20 protein-coding genes and 1 pseudogene are annotated in these 19601 nt (G+C 68.3%); 8 read left to right on the forward strand and 13 right to left on the reverse strand.

Translation table 11 applies throughout. The features are described 5' to 3' along the window. Nucleotides 1-13 precede the first annotated feature (13 nt). Together ACIA6C_RS15925 and ACIA6C_RS15930 are read right to left on the reverse strand one after the other, a co-directional pair. On the reverse strand, nucleotides 14-163 hold the full coding sequence (locus ACIA6C_RS15925) for a hypothetical protein (protein WP_399276131.1): 150 nt from the start codon (nucleotides 161-163) through the stop codon (nucleotides 14-16). A gap of 124 nt (nucleotides 164-287) precedes the next feature. Then, nucleotides 288-956, reverse strand: coding sequence for a hypothetical protein (locus ACIA6C_RS15930; RefSeq protein WP_399276133.1), 669 nt, complete (start codon nucleotides 954-956; stop codon nucleotides 288-290). Nucleotides 957-1437: 481 nt separating this feature from the next. Between ACIA6C_RS15930 and ACIA6C_RS15935 the strand changes: the two genes are divergently transcribed. The 6 genes from ACIA6C_RS15935 (at nucleotide 1438) to ACIA6C_RS15960 (ending at nucleotide 6467) form a co-directional block, all read left to right on the forward strand. Further along, nucleotides 1438-1878 carry a YidB family protein gene (locus tag ACIA6C_RS15935; protein ID WP_399276135.1) on the forward strand — a complete coding sequence of 147 codons (441 nt, stop codon included), beginning with the start codon at nucleotides 1438-1440 and terminating at the stop codon, nucleotides 1876-1878. 568 nt (nucleotides 1879-2446) lie between these two features. Further along, nucleotides 2447-3694, forward strand: a complete 1248-nt coding sequence (locus ACIA6C_RS15940; protein ID WP_399276137.1) for a 2-isopropylmalate synthase — start codon at nucleotides 2447-2449, stop codon at nucleotides 3692-3694. Next, nucleotides 3691-4365: a hypothetical protein gene (locus ACIA6C_RS15945; protein ID WP_399276139.1), complete on the forward strand. Its 675-nt coding sequence runs from the start codon at nucleotides 3691-3693 to the stop codon at nucleotides 4363-4365. The genes ACIA6C_RS15940 and ACIA6C_RS15945 overlap by 4 nt, the downstream gene beginning before the upstream one ends. A gap of 397 nt (nucleotides 4366-4762) precedes the next feature. Next, a complete protein-coding gene (locus tag ACIA6C_RS15950) occupies nucleotides 4763-5047 on the forward strand; it encodes a hypothetical protein (protein WP_399276141.1) in 285 nt (94 codons plus the stop codon). Between the two features lie 286 nt (nucleotides 5048-5333). Then, nucleotides 5334-5603 carry an acyl-CoA-binding protein gene (locus ACIA6C_RS15955; RefSeq protein ID WP_399276143.1) on the forward strand — a complete coding sequence of 90 codons (270 nt, stop codon included), beginning with the start codon at nucleotides 5334-5336 and terminating at the stop codon, nucleotides 5601-5603. A gap of 225 nt (nucleotides 5604-5828) precedes the next feature. Then, nucleotides 5829-6467, forward strand: coding sequence for a hypothetical protein (locus tag ACIA6C_RS15960; protein WP_399276145.1), 639 nt, complete (start codon nucleotides 5829-5831; stop codon nucleotides 6465-6467). A gap of 617 nt (nucleotides 6468-7084) precedes the next feature. Here the strand turns inward: ACIA6C_RS15960 and ACIA6C_RS15965 are convergent. From ACIA6C_RS15965 to ACIA6C_RS15975, 3 genes are all read right to left on the reverse strand, one after another. Next, the gene (locus ACIA6C_RS15965; protein WP_399276147.1) at nucleotides 7085-7489 is read right to left on the reverse strand and encodes an IS5 family transposase; all 405 of its coding nucleotides are present in this window, start codon (nucleotides 7487-7489) and stop codon (nucleotides 7085-7087) included. A gap of 206 nt (nucleotides 7490-7695) precedes the next feature. After that, the gene (locus tag ACIA6C_RS15970) at nucleotides 7696-8880 is read right to left on the reverse strand and encodes an IS701 family transposase (protein ID WP_399276149.1); all 1185 of its coding nucleotides are present in this window, start codon (nucleotides 8878-8880) and stop codon (nucleotides 7696-7698) included. A gap of 53 nt (nucleotides 8881-8933) precedes the next feature. Beyond that, nucleotides 8934-9938, reverse strand: a complete 1005-nt coding sequence (locus tag ACIA6C_RS15975; protein WP_399276151.1) for a terpene synthase family protein — start codon at nucleotides 9936-9938, stop codon at nucleotides 8934-8936. A gap of 507 nt (nucleotides 9939-10445) precedes the next feature. On the opposite strand from ACIA6C_RS15975, the gene ACIA6C_RS15980 reads away from it, so the two are divergent. After that, nucleotides 10446-10709 (forward strand): hypothetical protein, encoded by a 264-nt coding sequence (locus ACIA6C_RS15980; RefSeq protein ID WP_399276153.1) that lies wholly within the window; start codon nucleotides 10446-10448, stop codon nucleotides 10707-10709. A gap of 377 nt (nucleotides 10710-11086) precedes the next feature. After that, complete coding sequence (locus ACIA6C_RS15985) at nucleotides 11087-12706, forward strand: PxKF domain-containing protein (RefSeq protein ID WP_399276154.1); 1620 nt, start codon at nucleotides 11087-11089, stop codon at nucleotides 12704-12706. Nucleotides 12707-13127: 421 nt separating this feature from the next. Here ACIA6C_RS15985 and ACIA6C_RS15990 read toward each other — a convergent pair whose 3' ends face one another. The 8 genes and pseudogenes from ACIA6C_RS15990 to ACIA6C_RS16025 form a co-directional block, all read right to left on the reverse strand. Continuing rightward, entirely contained in the window at nucleotides 13128-13397 is a 270-nt protein-coding gene (locus ACIA6C_RS15990; protein WP_399276156.1) for a hypothetical protein, read from the reverse strand. 696 nt (nucleotides 13398-14093) lie between these two features. Beyond that, nucleotides 14094-15176, reverse strand: coding sequence for a hypothetical protein (locus ACIA6C_RS15995; RefSeq protein ID WP_399276158.1), 1083 nt, complete (start codon nucleotides 15174-15176; stop codon nucleotides 14094-14096). Between the two features lie 461 nt (nucleotides 15177-15637). Then, nucleotides 15638-15883: a hypothetical protein gene (locus tag ACIA6C_RS16000; protein ID WP_399276160.1), complete on the reverse strand. Its 246-nt coding sequence runs from the start codon at nucleotides 15881-15883 to the stop codon at nucleotides 15638-15640. A 5-nt stretch (nucleotides 15884-15888) separates the two neighbouring features. After that, nucleotides 15889-16404, reverse strand: coding sequence for a hypothetical protein (locus ACIA6C_RS16005; protein ID WP_399276255.1), 516 nt, complete (start codon nucleotides 16402-16404; stop codon nucleotides 15889-15891). Nucleotides 16405-16476: 72 nt separating this feature from the next. Beyond that, nucleotides 16477-16707, reverse strand: a complete 231-nt coding sequence (locus ACIA6C_RS16010) for a hypothetical protein (protein ID WP_399276162.1) — start codon at nucleotides 16705-16707, stop codon at nucleotides 16477-16479. Nucleotides 16708-18222: 1515 nt separating this feature from the next. Next, nucleotides 18223-18647, reverse strand: a pseudogene (locus tag ACIA6C_RS16015) (transposase); the annotation flags it as partial. A 46-nt stretch (nucleotides 18648-18693) separates the two neighbouring features. Beyond that, nucleotides 18694-19284, reverse strand: a complete 591-nt coding sequence (locus ACIA6C_RS16020) for a transposase (RefSeq protein ID WP_399276164.1) — start codon at nucleotides 19282-19284, stop codon at nucleotides 18694-18696. Continuing rightward, nucleotides 19281-19592, reverse strand: a complete 312-nt coding sequence (locus tag ACIA6C_RS16025; RefSeq protein WP_399276257.1) for a winged helix-turn-helix domain-containing protein — start codon at nucleotides 19590-19592, stop codon at nucleotides 19281-19283. Before ACIA6C_RS16025 ends, ACIA6C_RS16020 begins: the two co-directional genes overlap by 4 nt. Between the last annotated feature and the right edge of the window lie 9 nt (nucleotides 19593-19601).

Below are 19601 nucleotides of genomic sequence, written 5' to 3' on the forward strand. Positions count from 1 at the left end.
CGCCCCACTGCGCCTAGTAGGGGTTGTCGGAAGCCGGAGCAAACTTACCGATGTCCTGCGTGGGCGTGTGCTCGGCGACGGACGCCGCAGCGTTCCTCAGGCTCGGCTCAGCCTGATCAGAGGTGGTGGTGTCGTCCTCGGCGGGTTCGATTTCGTTGGGCATTGTCGTCCTCTCCGCATGTTCAGCCACTGGCCTCAATGTTTTCATGACGTACGTCAGGTGCGACTGGCCGGTCGATCCTGGCGGCTCCCGGGGGCGACAGGCAGATGATCGGCCGGCGCATCGCCTAGGCCGTGCCCGGTAGCTGTCCTTGGTTGACGTTCATGCCCTGGAGTTGGGCGTATGGAGTTTTCTTGCCGGTCGGCGACACGGTGCCCAGGCGGATCGGGGCTTGCAGCTGGAACAGGGCACCGCCGGTGGGTGACCCGTTGGGGTTGGTCTGCTGGGGTGGCGGCGGGTAGTGGGTGAGGTGGGCGACCCACTTCGCCGGGTCGAGGGTCTCGTAGACGAACGGGCCCTCGGTGTCGCCTGAGCGTTCGAAGGTGGCCTCCATGGATTGGTTCCAGTTCGCGGTGATCCCGCCGGGGCCGATCTTGAGGATGCTGAGGGGTCCGACATCAAGGTCCGGCAGGCGCAGGGTGACCGTCCCGAACAACGGGTGGTGCGCCGCCATGGTGAGGTGGAGTGTCTGCAGTCGTACGAAGTCCGCACCGCCGGCCAGGACTTTCACGCGCATGGAGCCGATGAAGTTCAGTGTGGGCAGCGGTGGTGGGAGGTTCACGGCCAGCGTGGCGCCGAAGGCGTTCAGGCTGAGGTTGATGGTCTGCCCGATGGGCGGGAACGACGCAGGTTGCGAGGCGGCGAAGGCGCGGCCGGCTTGGCCCGCGAGGAGTGTGCCGCCGGCGGCCGCCACGACCTGGCCGAGCAGACGGCGGCGGCTGGGGAGAGACGTCATACCGAGGATTGTCGATCTCCACGCCGTGTCCCGGAGTGGTTCCGGCAGCCATGTCCTCCCTACGGGTGATGCCGCGCCGGGATCACGTCGCGTTCCTCGTACAGCGGGGGGATCTGCCGTGTCGTCGCAGGGCGTCGATCTGCCGGTCGGGTTTCTGACCGCGGGTGGATGCCCGCGCGTGTTGGGGGTCTCGGTGCGGACGGCGGGCTCGGGGGCCGGCAGTTCGAAACCGTGTGACTGAGCAGCCGATCTCCCCTTCAGCGCTTGAGTAGGTTCGGCTGAGCGTCGGCGTCCGAGGCTGGCCACCAACGGAATGACATCCGGCCAACCTTTCCGGCACATGGGGACTTGTGCCTGCCGGGTCGGACTGTCGGTCAGATACTGCCCGATAGTCCCACCATGCTCTGCTTGCGGCGTTTCAGCGAGAGACGGAGCCGGCGGGGGATTCACCAACCACTCACATGACGTTTGGAGCTCCTGCATGTCTGATAACTCCGTGCCGTTCCCCACTGGTGCCGGCGGCGGCCAAGTCGGGCTGCTGGTCACCTACCCGTTCGCCAACGTCAGTTCGCGGTCGCTTGCGACGGAGGGCGTGGATGACTCTGACCAGGAGCTGGTGATCCCGCTTGAGGACCTGACCCAGGTGGAATCATGGGTCTCGACCGGAGCCAACGAGCCCCTCCCGCCGCAGCAGGTGGCCGGCCTGATCGGCGAGGAGCGGCTGACCCTCCTCGGGGATGCGCTTGGCCTCTCTGCTGCCGAGGCGTCGGCCACCTTGGCGCAGGAAATCCCGGCTCTCGTCGACGGGGCGTCCCCTGACGGAACGCTGGACCTGGACCCCGCCAAGCCCACGGTCGTCCGGCTGGGCCGCGGCCAGCTCGCCCTCGTCAAGATCGCCTCACCCGGGCAGACCGAGCAGTAGAGCAGAGCGGCCGCGAGCCCGGTGGCCGACTGCGGGCAGCTGATAGAGGGAAATCGGGCGGTCTGCTTGCCTTTTGCGTCGACCGGGACCGGCCGTCCCCGGCGTCCGGCTGGGCAGGGAACCTGCGAGCTTGACCGCGGCGTGGGCCCGCTCGTAGGTGCGCTGGGATGCCGAGAGGCCGGCTGCCGTCGCGAGGAGGCGCCGGTTCGGCGGCGGGGAAGGACGACTCGACGGCGTCACCGCGGTGAGCGGCCCGCGGGTTCCGGTCGATCACCGCTTTGAACGGATCGGGCGCGGTCCCCGCGGCGGGGGCTTCTTCCGCGGCTCCGGCCGGACCGAGGCGTCGGTGTCGCCGCGGCGGGACCGAGAAGCATGTGGGCGGTCTGGCCGGCTGGGTAGGAGGAGGTTTTCCTTGCTCACCGTGCCGGGGCGGGAGGGGGCATGGTGCCTTGTGCGGCGGCATGTTGCGGCTATCCGGTTGAGCGGAACTAGAGTGCCCAGTCGGCTGCCTTTCCTGTCGGTGGAGGGCGTGGGTGTCGGCCGCTGGGCCGGGTGGAGATCGGGGTGCGTGGTGGGCGGCGACGTGGTGCGGGAGTCGGCTTTGGCGGGGCGTGTGGTGTTGTGGGAGGAGTCGGCCCGTGACGGCGCGCAAGCCAAGACGTTGATGGGCGCGGATTTCCGGGTGCGGCTGGCGCGGGAGCAGGGCCGGATCTTCGGTGCGCACGGGCCGCGGCACGTGGTGTTCGCGGCGGGTTTCCCGGCGGTGTGCAGGGAGGAGTTCGAAGCGGTTCGCAGGGTCGCGGTGGAGGCCGAGGGCGCAGTGAGCGTGGCCGCCGTGTGCCGGGGGAAGGCGGCGGACGTGCGGCAGGCCATCGCTTCGGTCAAGGGCACCGCGCACGCCCGGATCATGGTCGTCGTGCCCGCGTCCGATCCGATGGCCCAGGTGATGTCCCATCGCCCGGCGCGCGAGGCGCTGCAGGAGGGCGTCGCGCTCGTCAAGGAAGCCCGGGGGCTGGATGAGGGGGTGGCGGCGGACGTCTGCCTGGCGGACGCATCCCGCGCCGACCACGCTCTTGTGGCCGAGTACGCGACGGAGCTGACCGCGGCGGGCGCGGGAACCGTCATCCTGGCCGACACCGTCGGCGACCAACTACCCGCCGATGTCGCGCAGATGTTCACCCGGGTTCGAGCCGCCGCGGGCGATGACGTGGTGCTCGCCTCCCACCTGCACAACGACCTGGGCCTGGGCTTGGCCAACACACTGCAGGCCCTGCGGGCGGGGGTACGGGTCGTCTCCAGTTCCTGGCTGGGCATCGCCGAGCGCAGCGGCATGGTGGCCACCGAACAGCTGCTGTTCCTGCTGGCCCACCGGCCCGAGCGCACCACTCACATCCTCGGCACCGACACCAGCGCCTGGTGGACGGCCCCGGACCTCACCCGTCTGCCGGCCATCGCACGAATGGTCTCCGTAGAGACAGGCGTGCCGCTGAGCGTGACGACGCCGATCGTCGGCAGCGGGGTCGGCACGATCTCCACCGGCACCCCCTTCGTCCACCCACAGCTCTTCCAGCCCTTCGACCCCCAAAGACTCCTCGGGATCACCCCGAGCGTGGTGCTCACCCACCTGGCCAGCACCCGGGTCATCAAGGCGGTGGCCACCCGACTCGGCCACGACCTGGACGACGCACAGGCACACGCCGCGATGGGCTGGGTCAAGACCCACGCCTACCGCACCGGTCAAGCCGTGGTCGACGACCCGGCCTTCGCCGGATACCTCAACGCACTGCGCACCACAAGGACGGGCGAGCAGCTGTGAACCCCGACATCGGCACCGTCGACACCGACGGCGCACGCAAAGCCCTCGCCCGAGGTGCCGCGGTGGTGCTGCCCAACCCCGCACCCCTGACCTATACCGTGGCCGCGACAGACCCGCGGGCCGTCAACACCGCCAAGGCAAGGCCCGGCGAACAGGCCGTCGCACTCTGGGCCCACGACCCCGACACCCTCGCAGCCCTCGATGACTACCTCGACCTCGATGCGGCCCTGACCTCCCTGGGCCGCCGGCTGCTCATCGAGGAGCGAGTGACCTTGCTGGTCCCCATACGCCCCGGCACGTCCATTCCGTCCTGGCTGTCACCCGCCAGCCAGGACGGCTGGACCCTGCTGTTCGGCGCCCGGTGGACACCTCTGCTGCCCGTCCTCGCCGACCACCCGATCCTCTACGTCAGCAGCGCCAACCGCACCGGCCGGCCACCCGCCGCCACGGCCACCGAAGCCGCCGCGATGTTCCCCCCGACCGTGGCCGTCCTCGGCTCCACCTCGCTCACCGGCGCCGACCGCGACCCGCGCGGACCGTCCCGTGCTGCGACCACCACACTGCGCCTGCATCCGGACGGACGACTCGACCTTCACCGCCACGGAGCCCAAGACCGCCCGTATCCGAACGCCGATCAGTACCTCGACCGGCTCCGCGCCACACGCACCTGAGCGGAGGCGGGGGCGGGTCGGTGGACGACGGGGGCCGGCTGTGAGGGAGGTGCGGTCAGGCTGACCTCTGCCGGCCGCCAGCGCCGTCGCGGGCTTGGCTCGGTGGCGGATCCGGTGGATGGGTGAGGGAGGAGAGGACTGCCTTCGGGAGAGCTGGGATGCGAACGCGGGCTTGCCGATCACGGCAGAGGACGCGGGTCCTCCCCAAGCGGGGCGGGTGTTGGCGCGCGGCGAGGTGGACTGTCAGACGGGAGGCAGAGATGCCCATGCCGTTCGGGCCGCCGGAATACGGCCCGGCCCGGGGTCTAGTCCTGGCGGCGTCCGTCCGGCTTCAGCCGTCCGCGCCGCGATGCGCAAAGCGGCCCGCCGGCTCGGCTGGAGAGCCAGCACGATCGGAATGATCGGCACCCGCCACGGCACCATCGTTGTGGTCCAGGACGTGCGCGAGGTGCCCGAGGAACACCAGGGCGTCATCAACGACGCCATGAACGACCGGATGGAAGCCGCGCTGCACACCGGGTGGGGCGAGCCGGGTCCGGCCCCCATCCAGCGTGGCTCGGTGGCACTGACGACCCAGAAGTTCCGTGCCGCCGTCGCCGCAAACAGCGCCTGGCACGGCCCCTCGGCACTCGCCGGGGCCCTCGAACGGCAGGCAGCACCAGACCCCGGAGAGAAGCCATGACATCTCCGGAGTCTGTGGGCACTTCGCTTGACCGTCAGGTTCATCGTTGATCGAACTGGGCTGGAGGCAACCCCCGCGATCGGTGACCCACAGCGCCGGCTGGCTGCTCGGGCCGCGACCTCCCGTCGGGTTTGATTCAGGTGGTTCGCTCAAGGGTTGAGCGGGCGCCTCGCAGCTGCGTCACACTCGCCGGGACCAAGTGTCACCCACCATCAGCAGCGGTCGTTCACCCAAGTAGACGCACGGGACATCGGGCGTCCGAACAGTCCGCCACGGAAGGACACGAATGTCAGCAGGACTCGACAACCCCGAATTCAAGCAGGTGGCCGAAGACGTGAAGAACTTGACCAGCAAGCCGGACAACGACACCCTCCTGAAGCTCTATGCCTATTTCAAACAGGCGACCGTCGGCGACAACGACACCGATGTGCCTGCGATGTCCGACTTCACCGGGAAGGCGAAGTGGAACGCCTGGAATGAGCTGAAGAGCACGAGCCAGACCGATGCGACGCTGAGGTGCATCGAGCTCGCCAAGAATGTGATCGTCAACCACTGATGCCGAACAGGGGGGGGCGAGGAGCGCAACGGTCCTCGCCCTCACCCGTGCCGCCGGCACTTCCCCTCGCAGTCACCACACGCAACGCAGATCTGCAGGCGTTCATCAGGCCGGCCAGTGTGGGTACACGATCAGGTGAATGGCTGCTGGTGCGAGGCGCGCCTCGTCGGATTTGCGCTGCAATTTCCTCTGATCTGTTTTCAGCGATGATCAGGAGGAATCGGGATGTCCCGTCGTTCGGCCAGGGTGTTCACCGCCTGTACCGCTTTGCTCGCCCTTGCGGCCTGTCCTGCCGCCTCGGGTACGGCCACGGCCGTGCCGGCGCCCTTGTCTGCCCACGGTGCCGTCGCGGGACTGCCGCCCATCGGCGCGGAGTTCCCTTCCTCGATGCTCGCGGCGAACGTGCCGATGATGTACAAGGGCCAACTTTCCACCTTCGATTTCCGCGGTGGAATCAAGCAGCGCGTCGAGCGCGACCCGGACGACCCGTCCAACAGCGTCCGACTGCGAACCGTAGGCTTCAGCGTTTCCGCGGAACTCCCAAGCCAGGGTGGGGGGAGGGTGACCTTCGAGCAGAGCGAGGTGGACGACAACCCTCAGAGCACTCTGCGGCAAACACGGAACTTTCCCCCGCAGTACCAGGAACGCGACGTCATCCCGGTCACCGCCGCGTTCGCCCTGCCGGGTGAGTCGGGCGTGCTGCACCCCAAGGAACCGTTGGTCCTGAGCGCCACGCTCACGCAGTACCCGGCACGGGGAGACGTGTACACGCTGGAGAAGCCAGTCGACCTGGTGGACCCGGCACACCCGAACACGGTGGTGGCCAGGCTGCTGAAGTTCCCCGCCAAACGAGGCGGCCTGTAGACGCCGAAGCGCACAAGGGCCCGGCACACCCTGGAGCGGTGCCGGGCCCTTGTGCGCAGGGCCTTTGACCAGGACGTTCCGTGCCTGCGCAGGGAGGTCGGCTCACCGAGTCTGGTTCGAGGAACCATTCGACCAAGCACGTGGCCCCGGAAACCGTGGCGGTCCTCGGCTCGACCTCGCTCACCGGTGCCGACCGCGACCCGCGCGAGCCGTCTCGTGCAGCGACCCCCACACTGCGTCTGCATCCGGACGATCGACTCGACCTTCACCGCCACGGAGCTCAAGACCACCCGTATTCGAACGCCGATCAGTGCCTCGACCGGCTCCGCGCCCACACACACCTGAAGCGGCGTCGGGGGCGGGTCGGCGGACGAAGGCCGGTCGGCAGTGGGCGAGCTCCGGCCAGGCCGGTCCCCCTGCCTGCGGAGGTGACGTCGATGGCGTTCTTGCCGGTCTCGGAGACAGAGGGCGGTCGAAGACCTGTCGCGCCTGCGCATGACACGTACGGCTGGGACACGAAGTCCTCCGTCGTGCAATAGGTTTCTAGACAGCTGTCACCACACCGGAGGTCTTCGCCATGTTCAAGACCCCGTCGCAGGCGAGGTGGATTTCGGTGGTCAGGCCTCCTCGGGACCGGCCGAGGGCGTGATCGTCCGGTTCGTCCGTCCGGTGGTTCCCCCTTTTCGGCCGGTGGCGGCGGCGTGCTGGTGGGCGCGGACGATGGTGGAGTCGATCTGGACCAGCCAGTCGATGTCACCGGCGGCATCCGCCCGGGCCTGGACTTGTTGGAGGGCCCGGGTGAAGACACCGTCGATCGCATAGCGGCGGAAGCGGGTGTAGACCGTCTTCCACGGGCCGTAACGTTCCGGCAGGTCACGCCAGGAGACCCCGGTCCGGATCTTGTAGACCATCCCGTTGATCACCCGCCGGTCCTCCGCCCGAGGCCGACCCCTGCCAGCCCTCGGTATCAGCGGAGCCAGCAACTCCCAGTCGAAGTCGGTCAGTTCATGGCGACGGATCACGAAAACATGATCCACCATCGAACGATCTTTTGAAGACGGACCCTAGTACTGCAACGGTCTGTGCCGTGATGGGTTGTTGGCCTCTGGTGGTGTGTGGCCGCGTCGTTTGTAGTGGCTGGTGCGGGCTTGGAACTGGCGTCGTCGTCGCCAGTGTGACCAGTGCAGGATGTGGTCGATGCTCGGGCGGGGCCGGGTGAGTCGGCTGATCAGGCGTCGGAGTTCGGGGAGGGTGAGGGGTATGAGCTGGGAGGATCCGTTTCTGCTTTCCCAGTGTCGAGTTCGCGGGCCCGCAGGACGGTGAGGCAGGCGTATGCGGCGATGGCCAGGGTCATGTGGCGGTGCCAGCCGTCGTAGCGTCGGACCTGGTAGTCGTCCAGGCCGCACTCCTGCTTTGCGGTCTGGAAGCATTCCTCGACCGCCCACCGGCTGCCGGCGATGTGGATCAGCTCATCCAGTGTGGTCTCGGCCGGGCAGTAGGCGATGTAGTAGGAGATCTCGTCTGGCCGGCGGACGCTGCGGCGGGCGATAACCCAGTGACGGCGGTCCTCGCGGTGCCAGGGACGGACCTCGACCCTCGCCCAGTCGTAGACCCTCGGCCCGTGGGCCCCGTCGCCGCAGGAACGGCGCTTCCACTTCTGCCGGGGCAGTCCGGGAAACAGGTCGTGGACGGGGTGGTCGATGGCCCAGCGGGTGACGACGGTGTCGTGGCGGGTGGTGGCCATGACATGGAATACATCCGCCCGCTCCAGCTCGGTCCGCCAGCCCTTGGAGAAGCCGTAGGCGGCGTCCGCGGTCACCCACCGGAACGGAATCCGGTCCGCGATGGCCCGGCGGACCATGGCCTTGGCCATGACCACTTTCGTCTCGAAGGCGACCGTGTCGTCGATGCCGGCCGCCCGGCACCGTTCCCGGTCATCCGTCCACGAGGTCGGCAGATACAGGCGGCGGTCGATCAACGTGCGGCCACGGCCGCCGGCATAGGCGAGGAACACCCCGATCTGGGAGTTCTCCGTCCGCCCGGCGGTCCCGGAGTACTGACGCTGGACCCCGGCCGAGCGGACACCCTTCTTCAAGAACCCGGTGTCGTCCACGATCAGCACAGCATCACGGTCGCCAAGATGCTCAACCACGTACTGGCGCACGTCGTCCAGGACCTCATCGGCGTTCCAGTCGATCCGGTTCAACAACCGGTGGATCCGGTCCGGCCCCGTATGCCCGGCCTCCTCGGCAAGCGTCCAGCCGTTCTTCCGCTCCAGCGGAGCTATCAGCCCCCGCATATAGGCAAGAGCCGACTCCCGCGGCTCCGACCTGGCAAAACGGTGCACGAACCGCTCATGCAGAGCCTTCAGTTCACCAGCCCACAACCGGGCATCAACACGTTCCCCACCCATGAACCGACCAACGACCGACCTGCCCAACCGTCACGGCAAACACCGTTGCAGTACTAGTTCACTGGCGTGGGGTGAGGGCCGGTTTGGGTGGCGTAGCGGTGTGAGGTACGGAAGTAGGCGAGGTTCCCGGCCATGCACTCGGCAAGGCCGCGTGCCCAGCGACGTTCCAGCGTGGCCTGTTCTGGCAGTGCCTGGCAGGCATCCGTGAAAGCTTGCAGGTGGTGGTGGACGCGCACGGCGGTGACATCGGCGGCCTCTTGCCAGGTCATGCCGTGGTGGTGGCGCAGGACGGTGGGCAGGTTGTGCAGCTCGCCACGTGCGTGTTCCTTGTGGGCCGAGTACAGGTCATTGGTGAAAGTGGTGGCGTCGGTGATCGATTCCATCAGCGACCGGTAGACCGGGGTGCCGAGAAAGGACGCGGGGAGTTCCTCCTCGTTGGCGTACTCGATGAGATCGTAGAACCACACCAAGGCAGAGGTCAGACGCCGCAACGGCACGTACTCCGCTTCGGTGGGAACGGCGCCCGCTTGGCGGTGGCGGGCCACATGGTGGTTGGAGGCGGTCCAGTCCTTCAGGTTGCGGATAAAGCGCCCGCCCCAGGCGGGGGACATGTCGACAGTGAAGCGTTCGAGGAAGTCGCGTGCGGGGATCGGGGCAGTGGCCTCGACACGGGCGGCATGGTCGTCGCGGTCGTCCGCCAGGAACATCCACGCGAAGAGGGCCGCCAGGTTGACCAGACGCGGCAGGGACGCCCGGGGGTAAACCCAGGCCGAGGCACGCAACAGATCGTCGGCCATGGTGCGCTGCTCCTCCTCGGCATTGAGGAAGATGCCATGGGATGCGCACAGGGCGTGGGCCGCGGCGACGGAGGCATCGGCGTGCGGGTTGGGCCGGGGCTTGATCGGCGCCTGGATGACGGGAACCGTGAACAACGGCACGGGTTCGAGCCCACTGCGGGCCGCCGTGCGATCCGTCTGGACGGCCGGCTCACCGGCTCCGTGCGAGGCTGCGCCTGACGCTTGCGCCGATACGGAGGCGTCCAGGGACTGCTTCTTCATTCCTCACCAGGCTCTCTGTACGGAGCAGCGTACCGCAGCCCGGACGGCACGCACGTGCCCGGCGGCGGAGGAACCTTGCTGCTCATGAACCAGACTGCTGCCACATCCGAATCAACCCGCCTCGTAGCGGCAGTGCCAGGCGCGAAGAGGGCGCATGGAAACAAGATGAAGCACTGGGAACACGGAACGGCGCACTGACATGAAACCCAGAGATTCGGTGCCGGCCTGCTGGTCTACCTCGGCGGTGAGGGGGCGTTCCCCGATGTCCACCCGGATTAGGTGGCCGCTCTTGCCCGCCGCCGGGACCTGCCGGCTCTGCTGGATCGTCACGTGCCGCTGGGACCGGACCAAGCCGCCCGCCGCCTCGGCGTCCGCCGCGCCGACTTCGACCAGGTCGTCCGCCTCGGCTGGGTCGCCCCGGTCGGTCCGCGGAGATCGACTACAAGCACCACGGCGGCGTCACCACCGTCCCGCTGTACTCCACAGAGGACCGGGTCGGGTGGGCGGGTGCTGCTCCAGACCCGCGGCGGCGCCCTGGTCCAGGACGCGTTCCCTGATCTGGCCGCCGCCGGCCAGCTGCCCGCCGGCCTGGTCCTCAATGGCGAAGTCCTCGCGTGGGATGTCGAGGCCGGGGCCCCTGTGGCCGTGGACATCAGCGACATGCTCGGTGTGGTCCTCGGCGAGGGGCTCGCGTTCCCAGGTCCAGGTCTCCTGGAGCGGGAACGACGCCGCGGGATTCCGATCGACCTGGTAGGGCCCAGCCCGGCGTGAGCCGGCCCAGAGGCAGCAGGCCACCGTCCTCCGGCGGCCCGAGCGAGGACCCGTTGGCGATCTCCGCGACCAGGCTCCGGTACGGCTTCGGGACAACGGCCCCGAGCCAGCCGGGCAGCTGCGCTCAGGTAGAGCGGCCGCAGAGCCGCCTTGGGCCGGGTGGCGCTGTCGAGGATCGTCGCGCCGCTCAGATGCACTGGGACGAACCACCACTTCGAGCACAGGCCCCGCACGTCGGTCCAGATCAATCGGAGCCAGCATTGAAAACTGCACGCATGATCAAAAAGGAACATGTGGCGGTCCGTCAAAAAACGTGTGAATAGCATGAGTTGAAGCCGGGAGACGGTATCCGGTCATCTCTTCGATAGGTGGACCTCATGTCCCTGGTTCTTGGCGGACGACGCGCGCCCGAAGGGCGGCTGAGTCGCCTGCGGCGTGGCGCGGGCGCGGTGCTGGCGATCGCGGTTCTAGGCACCGCTGGCGCTGTGCTGCCGGCCGTATCCGCGCACGCCGCGGATGCGGCGGAGCCGGTCTACCTGACCGATTTCCACACGAACTCGCTCGTGACCTACGACCTGAGCAGCGACAGCGTGGTGGGCACCGTCCCGGTCGGGACCAGGCCGCAGGCGGTTGCGGTGTCGCCGGAGGGCTCGCAGGCGTGGGTCGTCAACCTGTTCGGCAACTCGGTATCGGTGGTGGACACCGCGACCAACACGGTCATCACTCCCGTGGCGGCGGGCCGCCAGCCCTACACCGTGGCCTTCTCCCCGGACGGCGCGCACGCCTACGTCTCGGAGAACGCGGGCGGACATCCCGGCATCGAGGTGATCGACACCGCAACTCTGACGGCCACCGCGTACATTCCCGTCGCCTACACGGCGACGAGGCTCGCACCGACATCCGACGGGACGCGCCTCTACGCGGCTGTGTCCGGTGACATTGCGGTGATCGACACCGCCAGCAACACCGTCACCGCCAGCATCCCGACCGCCGACCGCCGCTCCATCGGCGGCCTGGCGATCAGCCCCGACGGCACCAAGGTGTACGCGACCAACGTCAACATCGGCACCCTCTCCGTCGTCGACACCGCCAGCGGGACGCTCGCGGCGACCGTCCCGATCGCCCAAACCGTCGGCGCGCTCGCCCTCAGCCCGGACGGCGCCCGCGCCTACGTCACCGCGAGCAGCGCCGGGATCGTGGCGGTCATCGACACCGCGACGGCCACCGTGTCTGCCACGGTCCCGATCGCGGGCTCCCCGAACACGGTGCTGGCAGACCCGGACGGAAAGCACCTCTACGTCGCCACCGGCCTGGGCGCCATGGCCGTAATCGACACCGCTAGCAACACTGTCGTCCGCACCACCGCCATGGGGGTGTACGCGTCCGCCATGGCGTTCGCGCCCGCCAAGCCCGCCATCGCCGCGCTTAGCCCCGACCACGGGCCGCTGGCCGGGGGCACCACCGTCACCCTCACCGGCAGCCACTTCACCGGCGCCACCGCGGTCACCTTCGGCGGCCTCCCGGCCACATCCTTCACCGTCGACAGCGACACCCAGATCACCGCCACCGCCCCGGCCGCGAGCACCGTCGCCACCGCCGACGTCACCGCCACAACCCCCGCCGGGACCAGCGCAGCCGCCCACTACGCCTACACCTACGCCTTCAGCGGCTTCCAGGCACCCGTGGACAACGCGCCAGCCGTCAACCGGATCAACGCCGGGCACGCCGTCCCGCTCAAGTTCTCTTTGGCCGGCGACCACGGCCTCGGCATCCTCGCCCCCGGCCAGCCTTCCCTCCAGCAGACCGACTGCACCACCGGCGCCCCCGTCGGCAACTCCGCCCCCGCCGACAGCGCCGGCGCCCTCCAGTACGACTCCGCCTCCGACACCTACACCTGGGTGTGGAAGACCGCCAAGACCTCGGCCGGCACCTGCCAGACCCTCACCCTCGGCCTGAACGACGCCACCACCCACACAGCCCTCTTCCAACTCCGCTGAACCCACCCGGCACCACACCGGGAGGCCGCCGCCGAGACCACTCGGCGGCGGCCTCCCGCATGACCTGATCTCGAGGATCACGCCGGGGTCGGTTAGGGGGCAGGAGACGTTTGAGGAACCAGCCGATCTCTGGCACGGCGGGGGCGACGATACCGGGGGCGTATTTCTGCGGCCTTTACTGCATCGGCGGCAAGCCCGCAGAGGCGGCGCAGGGGAGTTGCGGGGGCCGGTGCCTAGACGCGGTCCTGGCCGTCACTGAGGACCAGCTCTTCGTCTTCGTGAACTGCAAGCGCGTCCCTGCGGCCACCTCACCGTAGGCCCCTGCCCGACCCAGCCCGGATCCCTGCGTGATCGGGCCGAGGGCATCGCGGCCGGTGCCAAGGCGGGCGCCGCGGCTGCGGCCGGGAGCAGCGGACCCCGGCTACCACCAGCCGCCGTCGGAACGCCAGATGGGGGTGGGCTGTCCGGTGATCTTCCGGTGCGTGAGGACACCGAGGACGTACCAGCATTTCAGGGACCACCAGAGGATCCATGCCTCGGCTACCAGCACGTAGCCGCACAGCTTGACCGCGCCGACGAAGAGGCCGGCTCCCCCGCCGATACCACCGCCTCGGCGCCGGCCTCCGAAGAGGGGGGTGGAGCCGCCGAGGGACAGTGGGCCGGGTAGCGGGACGGACCAACGCAGACGCACGGTTTCTCCTGACGTCGCGGTATTGGGGCGGTTGGCGCACCCGACAGGTACAACGAGGCAGGGGAACTGGCTGGACGGCGGGCCTGAGGGATAGATGCCGAGAGGCGCGCATGCAGCTGCCGCACCAGCAGGTGAGTCCCGGTACGCCGGCAGTCCACCGCTGGAGCCGCGCACCTGAGGCAGGGCGTGACCCGGACGGTGCGGTTCGTGATCGTGACGCCCGCTCGGGTGGGTGGGTCGCAACAGGTCAGGCCTGGGGAACCCGCTTTGGACGGAGGCTGAGACGAAACCATGGCTGTGGCTTCAGACCGAGAGCACCCCGAGTGCACAGTGGTTTGGGCGTGCCCACCTCGCGTCAGCTCTCTCAAGCCAGTGTGTGGGGTGGTCCAAGAAGTAGTTCGTCGTCGGCGTCGAAGCGGTGACCAGTCCCCGGGCCAGTGGGGGCCACCGTCCCGTGGGTACTGGTGCACCTACTCGAGGGCCTGGACGCACATCAAGCACAGCTACAGGCTGTCCGTCACCGAAGCCGAACGCAACCGGCTGGACGAGATGCTCGACACCTGCGTGTGAGCCGGCCCCTTGGGGAGGGGACCGGACTGCCGAATCCGACCGTTCGATGGCCGGCCCCCGGGGTGGTGCTCCTTGCCGCGGTGCAGCCCTTCAATACGGGCGGGTGTGGCGCGTGGCGGGGTGTCGTCAGGCAGGGGCGGGGCTCGTACGTGCTTGTTGTGTGACTGGTGGGGTGACGGGTTCGAAGTAGCTGGGGTGTTGTCCGGGTTCGGTGTGTTCGATGTGGGTGTAGCGGCCTGACAGGAGGTGCCAGTCGAGGCTGCCGGCGACCCAGGTGCCGAGCCCGTGGACAGCGCTGACGGTCTTGTACCAGTCGTTGACGGGGAGCTTGAAGACGTGGAATGAGTTGGTGAACTCGTCGCGTAGCCGTACGTAGGTGCCGACACGGCTGTTGATCATGGTGGCGGTCTTGTTGAGGGCTTGCTCCAGGGAGAGCTTGTCCTGGTGCTGGAGTACGGCGACGAGGTTGTTGAGGTCGCCCCGGGCTGCCTCTTTGGCGAGGGAGAGGATGTCATTGGTCCAGCAGGCGATGTCGTTCCCGGCCAGCCGCATCTGCTGGTAGATGCGGCTGTCGAATACGGCCGGGTCGAGGCTGAACTCTTCGGCTACTTCGATGAGGTCGAAGGTCGGATCGGCGGCGCCGATGATCCGCCGGTAGGGGATGTACTCATCGGCGGTCGGCGGGGTGGTGTACCGCTGGTAGGCGATCTCCTCCCGGTACAGGTCGATGTAGTCGCAGATGTGGTCGATGAAGCGGATACGCCAGGAGCGGCTCATCGGCGGCGCGGTGTGCGGCCACATGTCGGCGGCCGCCGCCGTCCCGGGGCACGTCGGCATCGGCGTGGGCCCCAGGTCCACCGGCAGGACGGCCCGCAGCTCCGCGACGAACCGGTCGACGGCCTGCGCCTGGGACGCGGGATCACCCGCGTCGTCGAACTGGTCGTCCACCAGGAAGAGCCAGGACACCCATTCGGCGATGGTGCGGATGTCGATGGCATCGGGCTTGATCCGGGCGGCGAAACGCCCGAACTCCGCCTGATCGAAGTGGTCGGCGGCCGCATCGGTGGTCACCAGGCGGAAGCGGCGCACCCACTCGCGGACGTGCTCTTCCGCCTTCCACTCATCTGCGTGGACACGGATCGGGAACGGGTTGTGGATGGTGACGCTGGGCACGCCCGGCAGGCAGATGAGGCGGTGATCGGCGGGCAAGAACTGCTCCCTTGCTGGCATGTACTGCACGTGGTGTCGCCATCGCGCCCTGTATCTCCCCCCGTGATGCGGGGGATACACCAGTGGCTGAGGGGTGGCAATGAAGCGATCCGCGCCTGTGGCGGCGTGGGTTGGTCTCACGCCCACTGGATGCCGAGTTCGGCGAGGGCGGCGAGTTGGCCCCGGCCGCGTCGGTCGCGGCGCTGCTTCTGGTTGACGATCCACACGCCAGTGCGATGCTGCGGCCCGTCGGGTGAAAGCTCGACGTGCCCGCGGCCGGGCAGGCCTCCGCCTTCCCGTTCGATGTACTGCGTGAGGGCCTGTACGCCCTTGCGGAAGGCTTCCGTACCGCGTCCGGACGCGGTGGCCGCGGTACGGGGCCGTTCGACGTGCGCGGGGGTGACGCCGAGCGCGGCGAGGCGGGCCTGCTGCTCGGCGTTCGGCCGGTTCCAGGCACGTCGTTAGGGGGCGAGCCAGCGGCCGATGTCCTCTCGGTGACGGGTCACCCCGGCGGTGATCGTGGTCAGGCGGACGCTTTGGTCCAGGAGCTGGGTGAGGTAGGTGTGGCGCTGCCAGTCGACCGTCCACCCGTGGTCGTCGTCGCCCGGGTTCCAGTCCTCATCGATCGCGGCCAGGGCGGCCGCCCGACGCTCCGCGCGGTCGAGGTCCTTCCCGAGCCCGCCGGGCTGGCGGATGTGGGTGGCCAACGCCGCTAAGGGGTCACTTCGGGGAACTCCTTCTCCGGCATAGCCGTGACGAGACCTGAGCTGACGGGGCGCACGTCGTTCACAAGAATGAGCCGGTTTCTGGCCCAGGTATCGAGCCGGTCGCATGCCCAGGCCGGGTCGTACGCTGCCGTGGGCAGCTGCGGTAGGCGCTTTCGGCCGGTGTCATCGAGCCGATAGGGGACGACGAAGGCCGTGTTCCAACCGTCCAGGTTCGCGGCAAGCCGCTCTTCCGCCTCTACTGGACTGATGCCCAGGTACTGGGCGATCTCTGCCCAGGAGCTGCCTCGCTCGCGTTCGTAGATCACGGCCGAGGCCAGAGCGCGCTCCGCGAGTTCGATGAGCTGGAATGCCCGGCTTACCCGGCCTCCGGGACCGGTGTCAGGGTCGTTCTCGGTGGCGACCAGACCAGTGGCGCCATCCACAACATCCGCTGCATGACCGCACAGAACGAGGCGAGCCAGCGCCTGGCGGGTAGCCGAACGCAAGGAACGCGCCAGCATCCGCAGCGAGAAAGGCATCCGCTGGGGCGGTCGGCTTCTGTCAGCGGCGGCCTGAACCAATTGGAAAGTGAGTCACCGAGATCGTTTGGCGGCGTTTGCCCGATAACGTTCCAGCACGCCGATGGACAGTGCCGATGTGGCCATCAGCCCGAACATGATCGAGCTCGAACCACCGCCGTGATGGCTCTCCAAGATACGGAATCCGGCCAACAGGACAAAGACTCCGAACAGCGCGACCTGTATCCACCTGAGGGCCACGGCCCGCTGGCCGTAGACATCAGCGTTGCTGCCACTTGTGCGCACCGGGGCTCCTCTGCTCCTTCAGCGCGCCGACTGTACTGGTGCAGGGAGCCGTCAGCACGACCCAACCCGGCGGACCTACTCGGTCACAGCACTAGCTGGAGCGGCCCTCCGGGTCCGCACACGTACGTAAATCGCTGCCGTTCTCCAGGACTTCCTGCGTGCAGGCTCCGATGCGGCCTTCTATCATCTGTGTGAGCTGACCGGCCAGCATTCCTTAGCGTCTGTCCGGCGGTGTCGAGCGGGCGGGGCGGGTGGAGCGGTGCGTTGGAGAGCGCGCAGGAGTGCCCCTCATGAAAAGGCCGGGGGCAGACTGCCTGGTACTGGGCCCTCGAACCGGTGGAAGGCTCAGGGCGATCTGTGGCAGGCATGGCTGCGGCATTCGGTGGTGGGCGTCGATCTGCTCATGTGGTGGACGAACGCAAGCAATCTACGTGGCCTGGTGGGGGACGGCCGTTATCGGGAACGTCTCATCGCCCTGCTGTCTCAAGCGTCACCGCGGGACTGCGCGGCGATAGGGCTCGGTTGTGAACGTCGGATAGACCGGCCATGCCGGGAACCGCAGACTTGCAGCCGTCCTCCCGTCGAAGGCCCGGCCGCCGACGCTCCGGAGTTCCGCATAGGCCCGATACCGGGGGCTTGTAGCTCCTTCGTGGACTGCTGGAGGGGAACCGGGCTGCACGTGGAATTCACCTCCGACGACCGTCATCGGGCCGTGCACTTGAGGGACAAGACCGAGTAGGTCGGCGTGTGGGTGGACGGTGTCCCACTACCGGAGGACGCCTGGCTGGACGTGTCCGGGTACTGGGTCGACGACCGGTTCTACGTGGTTCAGGCCGCAGGCCCGGAGGACCACCCTGAACAGGAGCTCGCCATGGGCCATCTGGGCTGCAGGGTTCTCGCTGTGGTCATCCACGACGTCCAACAAGCCACTACCCGGATGATCGTGCCGGACGCCACGGAGACGTGGACCGATCCATGTGTGCGTTTGGACGGCGGCACATGGCGCCTGTACGCGGATGGGGCCACCGCCGAGGCCGGCAGGCCGGCGCGATTGTTTCCTGCCGTACCACCGTCGGTCTGACGTTTCCTGCCCGGGGCCCCGGACGACACCGGGTGCAGATACACCGTCCCGGCGACAAGGGCGAGGACTATATTCGGTCACCGCTAGGGCCTGTTGCGAAAGTGGCTGAAGGTGCGGGGTGTCGTTCAGAGACTGCGGATGGCCTCGGCCAGGCCGGATCCGTAGGAGGCCCAGCAGATCACCGAGCCGTCATCGTCGAGCTGTCCCATGAACCACTCATCGTCGTCCCGCACGAGGCACAACTCGTGGAACGCGAGAATTACATCGGGCCGGAGCGGCTCGTAGTCGCCCTGGCCGGCCACCTCGACGACTACGAGCCGATCGAGGGAGAGCGGGGCGGCGCTTGGGTTTCCGGAAAGAGCGCGCACGCGTTCGATCGTCCATCTGGCGGGGAGTCCTGAGTCCACCGGCGCATGGTCCCAGCAGGGCGCCTGTCGCAGCCACTCGTTAAGTACTGCGACCAGCACGGTCGCCTCGTAGCGGACGGCGAGCTTGTCGTACCGGGTGGCGACGGCCCGGTGTCGCTTGAGGCGGTTGATCCCGCACTCGACAGCATGGCGCTCGCGGTAGTCGACCGCGTCAAGACGTGGCGGCCGGCCGCCACGGGAGCCGAGCTTCTGGCGGTTGCGGGCCTGGTCGGCCTTGTCGGGGATGGTGCAGCGGATTCCGCGGCGGCGCAGGTAGGCGGTCCGTACTCGGCGGGGACGTCTCGCCACGGCACACCGGTCCGGACCCGGAACCGTATGCCGTCGATCAACTGCCGCCGAGGCCAGACCGGCGGTCGCCCCGTCTTCGCGCCCTTCGGCAACAACGGCTCCAGCACCGCCCACTGCTCGTCCGTGAGATCTCCCCGCCCCATGAACCGTGATCATTCACAGCCCAAGATCCACTTTCGATAACACGGCCTACTGATCTTTTCGTAAGTTCGGTGGGTGTGGTGGGTGGATGGTCAGGCCGGTGTGGGCGAGGAACGACCATGGCAGTCGGGGGTTGGTGTTGATGCGGTGGATGCCTTGCTCGGTGGCGTCGGCGACATCGGCGAGATGGTCGCCGGCGAGGTTGGCGAGTTCCCGTTTCCTGAGCGAGGACCACAGCAGTTCCACCGGGTTCAGCTCGGGAGCGTAGGCGGGTAATCGTTCCAGAGTGAGCCAGTCCTGTTCGGCGACCCAGGCCCGCATCGCCCGGCTCCAGTGGGCGGACAGGCCGTCCCAGACCAGGACCACTCGCTCGCCGCGGTAGAACAGCTTCATCTGCTCCAGGACCTCGATGAGGGCGGCGGTGTCGTAGCTGCCGGGCTTGAGGTGGAAGCACAGGCGGGCCCCTCGATCGGGGTCGGTGGAGTGGTATCCCAAGGCCCCGGCCATCGACGCGCGCTTCCAGTTCAGCCGGTGCCGCAACAGCGGCGTCCGACCTCGGGGCGAGTAGGTGCGGCGGACCTGAGGCAGCAGGGAGACGCCTGATTCGTCGAGGAACACGATCCAGGCACGTGTGTTCATGGCCCCTTTTTGATGCGCGGCCACTCGTGCGCGATCCAACGGGCGATCTCCGACTCGTCCCGCTCGACCGCCCGCCGCTCGGGCCGTTGCAGGCTCCATCCGAGCCGGCCGGTCAGCAGCCGCCACACCGACGCCCTCGACAACACCACCCCCGTTGCCCGGGTGACGACCTCGCCGACTCGTTCCAGGGTCCACAGGTCGGCCTCGAAACCATGAGCCTGGGCACCTTGCTCCAACGCGGCCCGGATCGTCTCGACCTGGGTGTCGTCCAGCTTGGGTGGGCGTCCGGTGGCTGCCCGTCTCCGCAAGGCCGAAGC

Origin of the sequence: Streptomyces sp. NPDC051578 (assembly GCF_044454045.1) — a bacterium.
Taxonomy (GTDB): Bacteria; Actinomycetota; Actinomycetes; order Streptomycetales; family Streptomycetaceae; genus Streptomyces.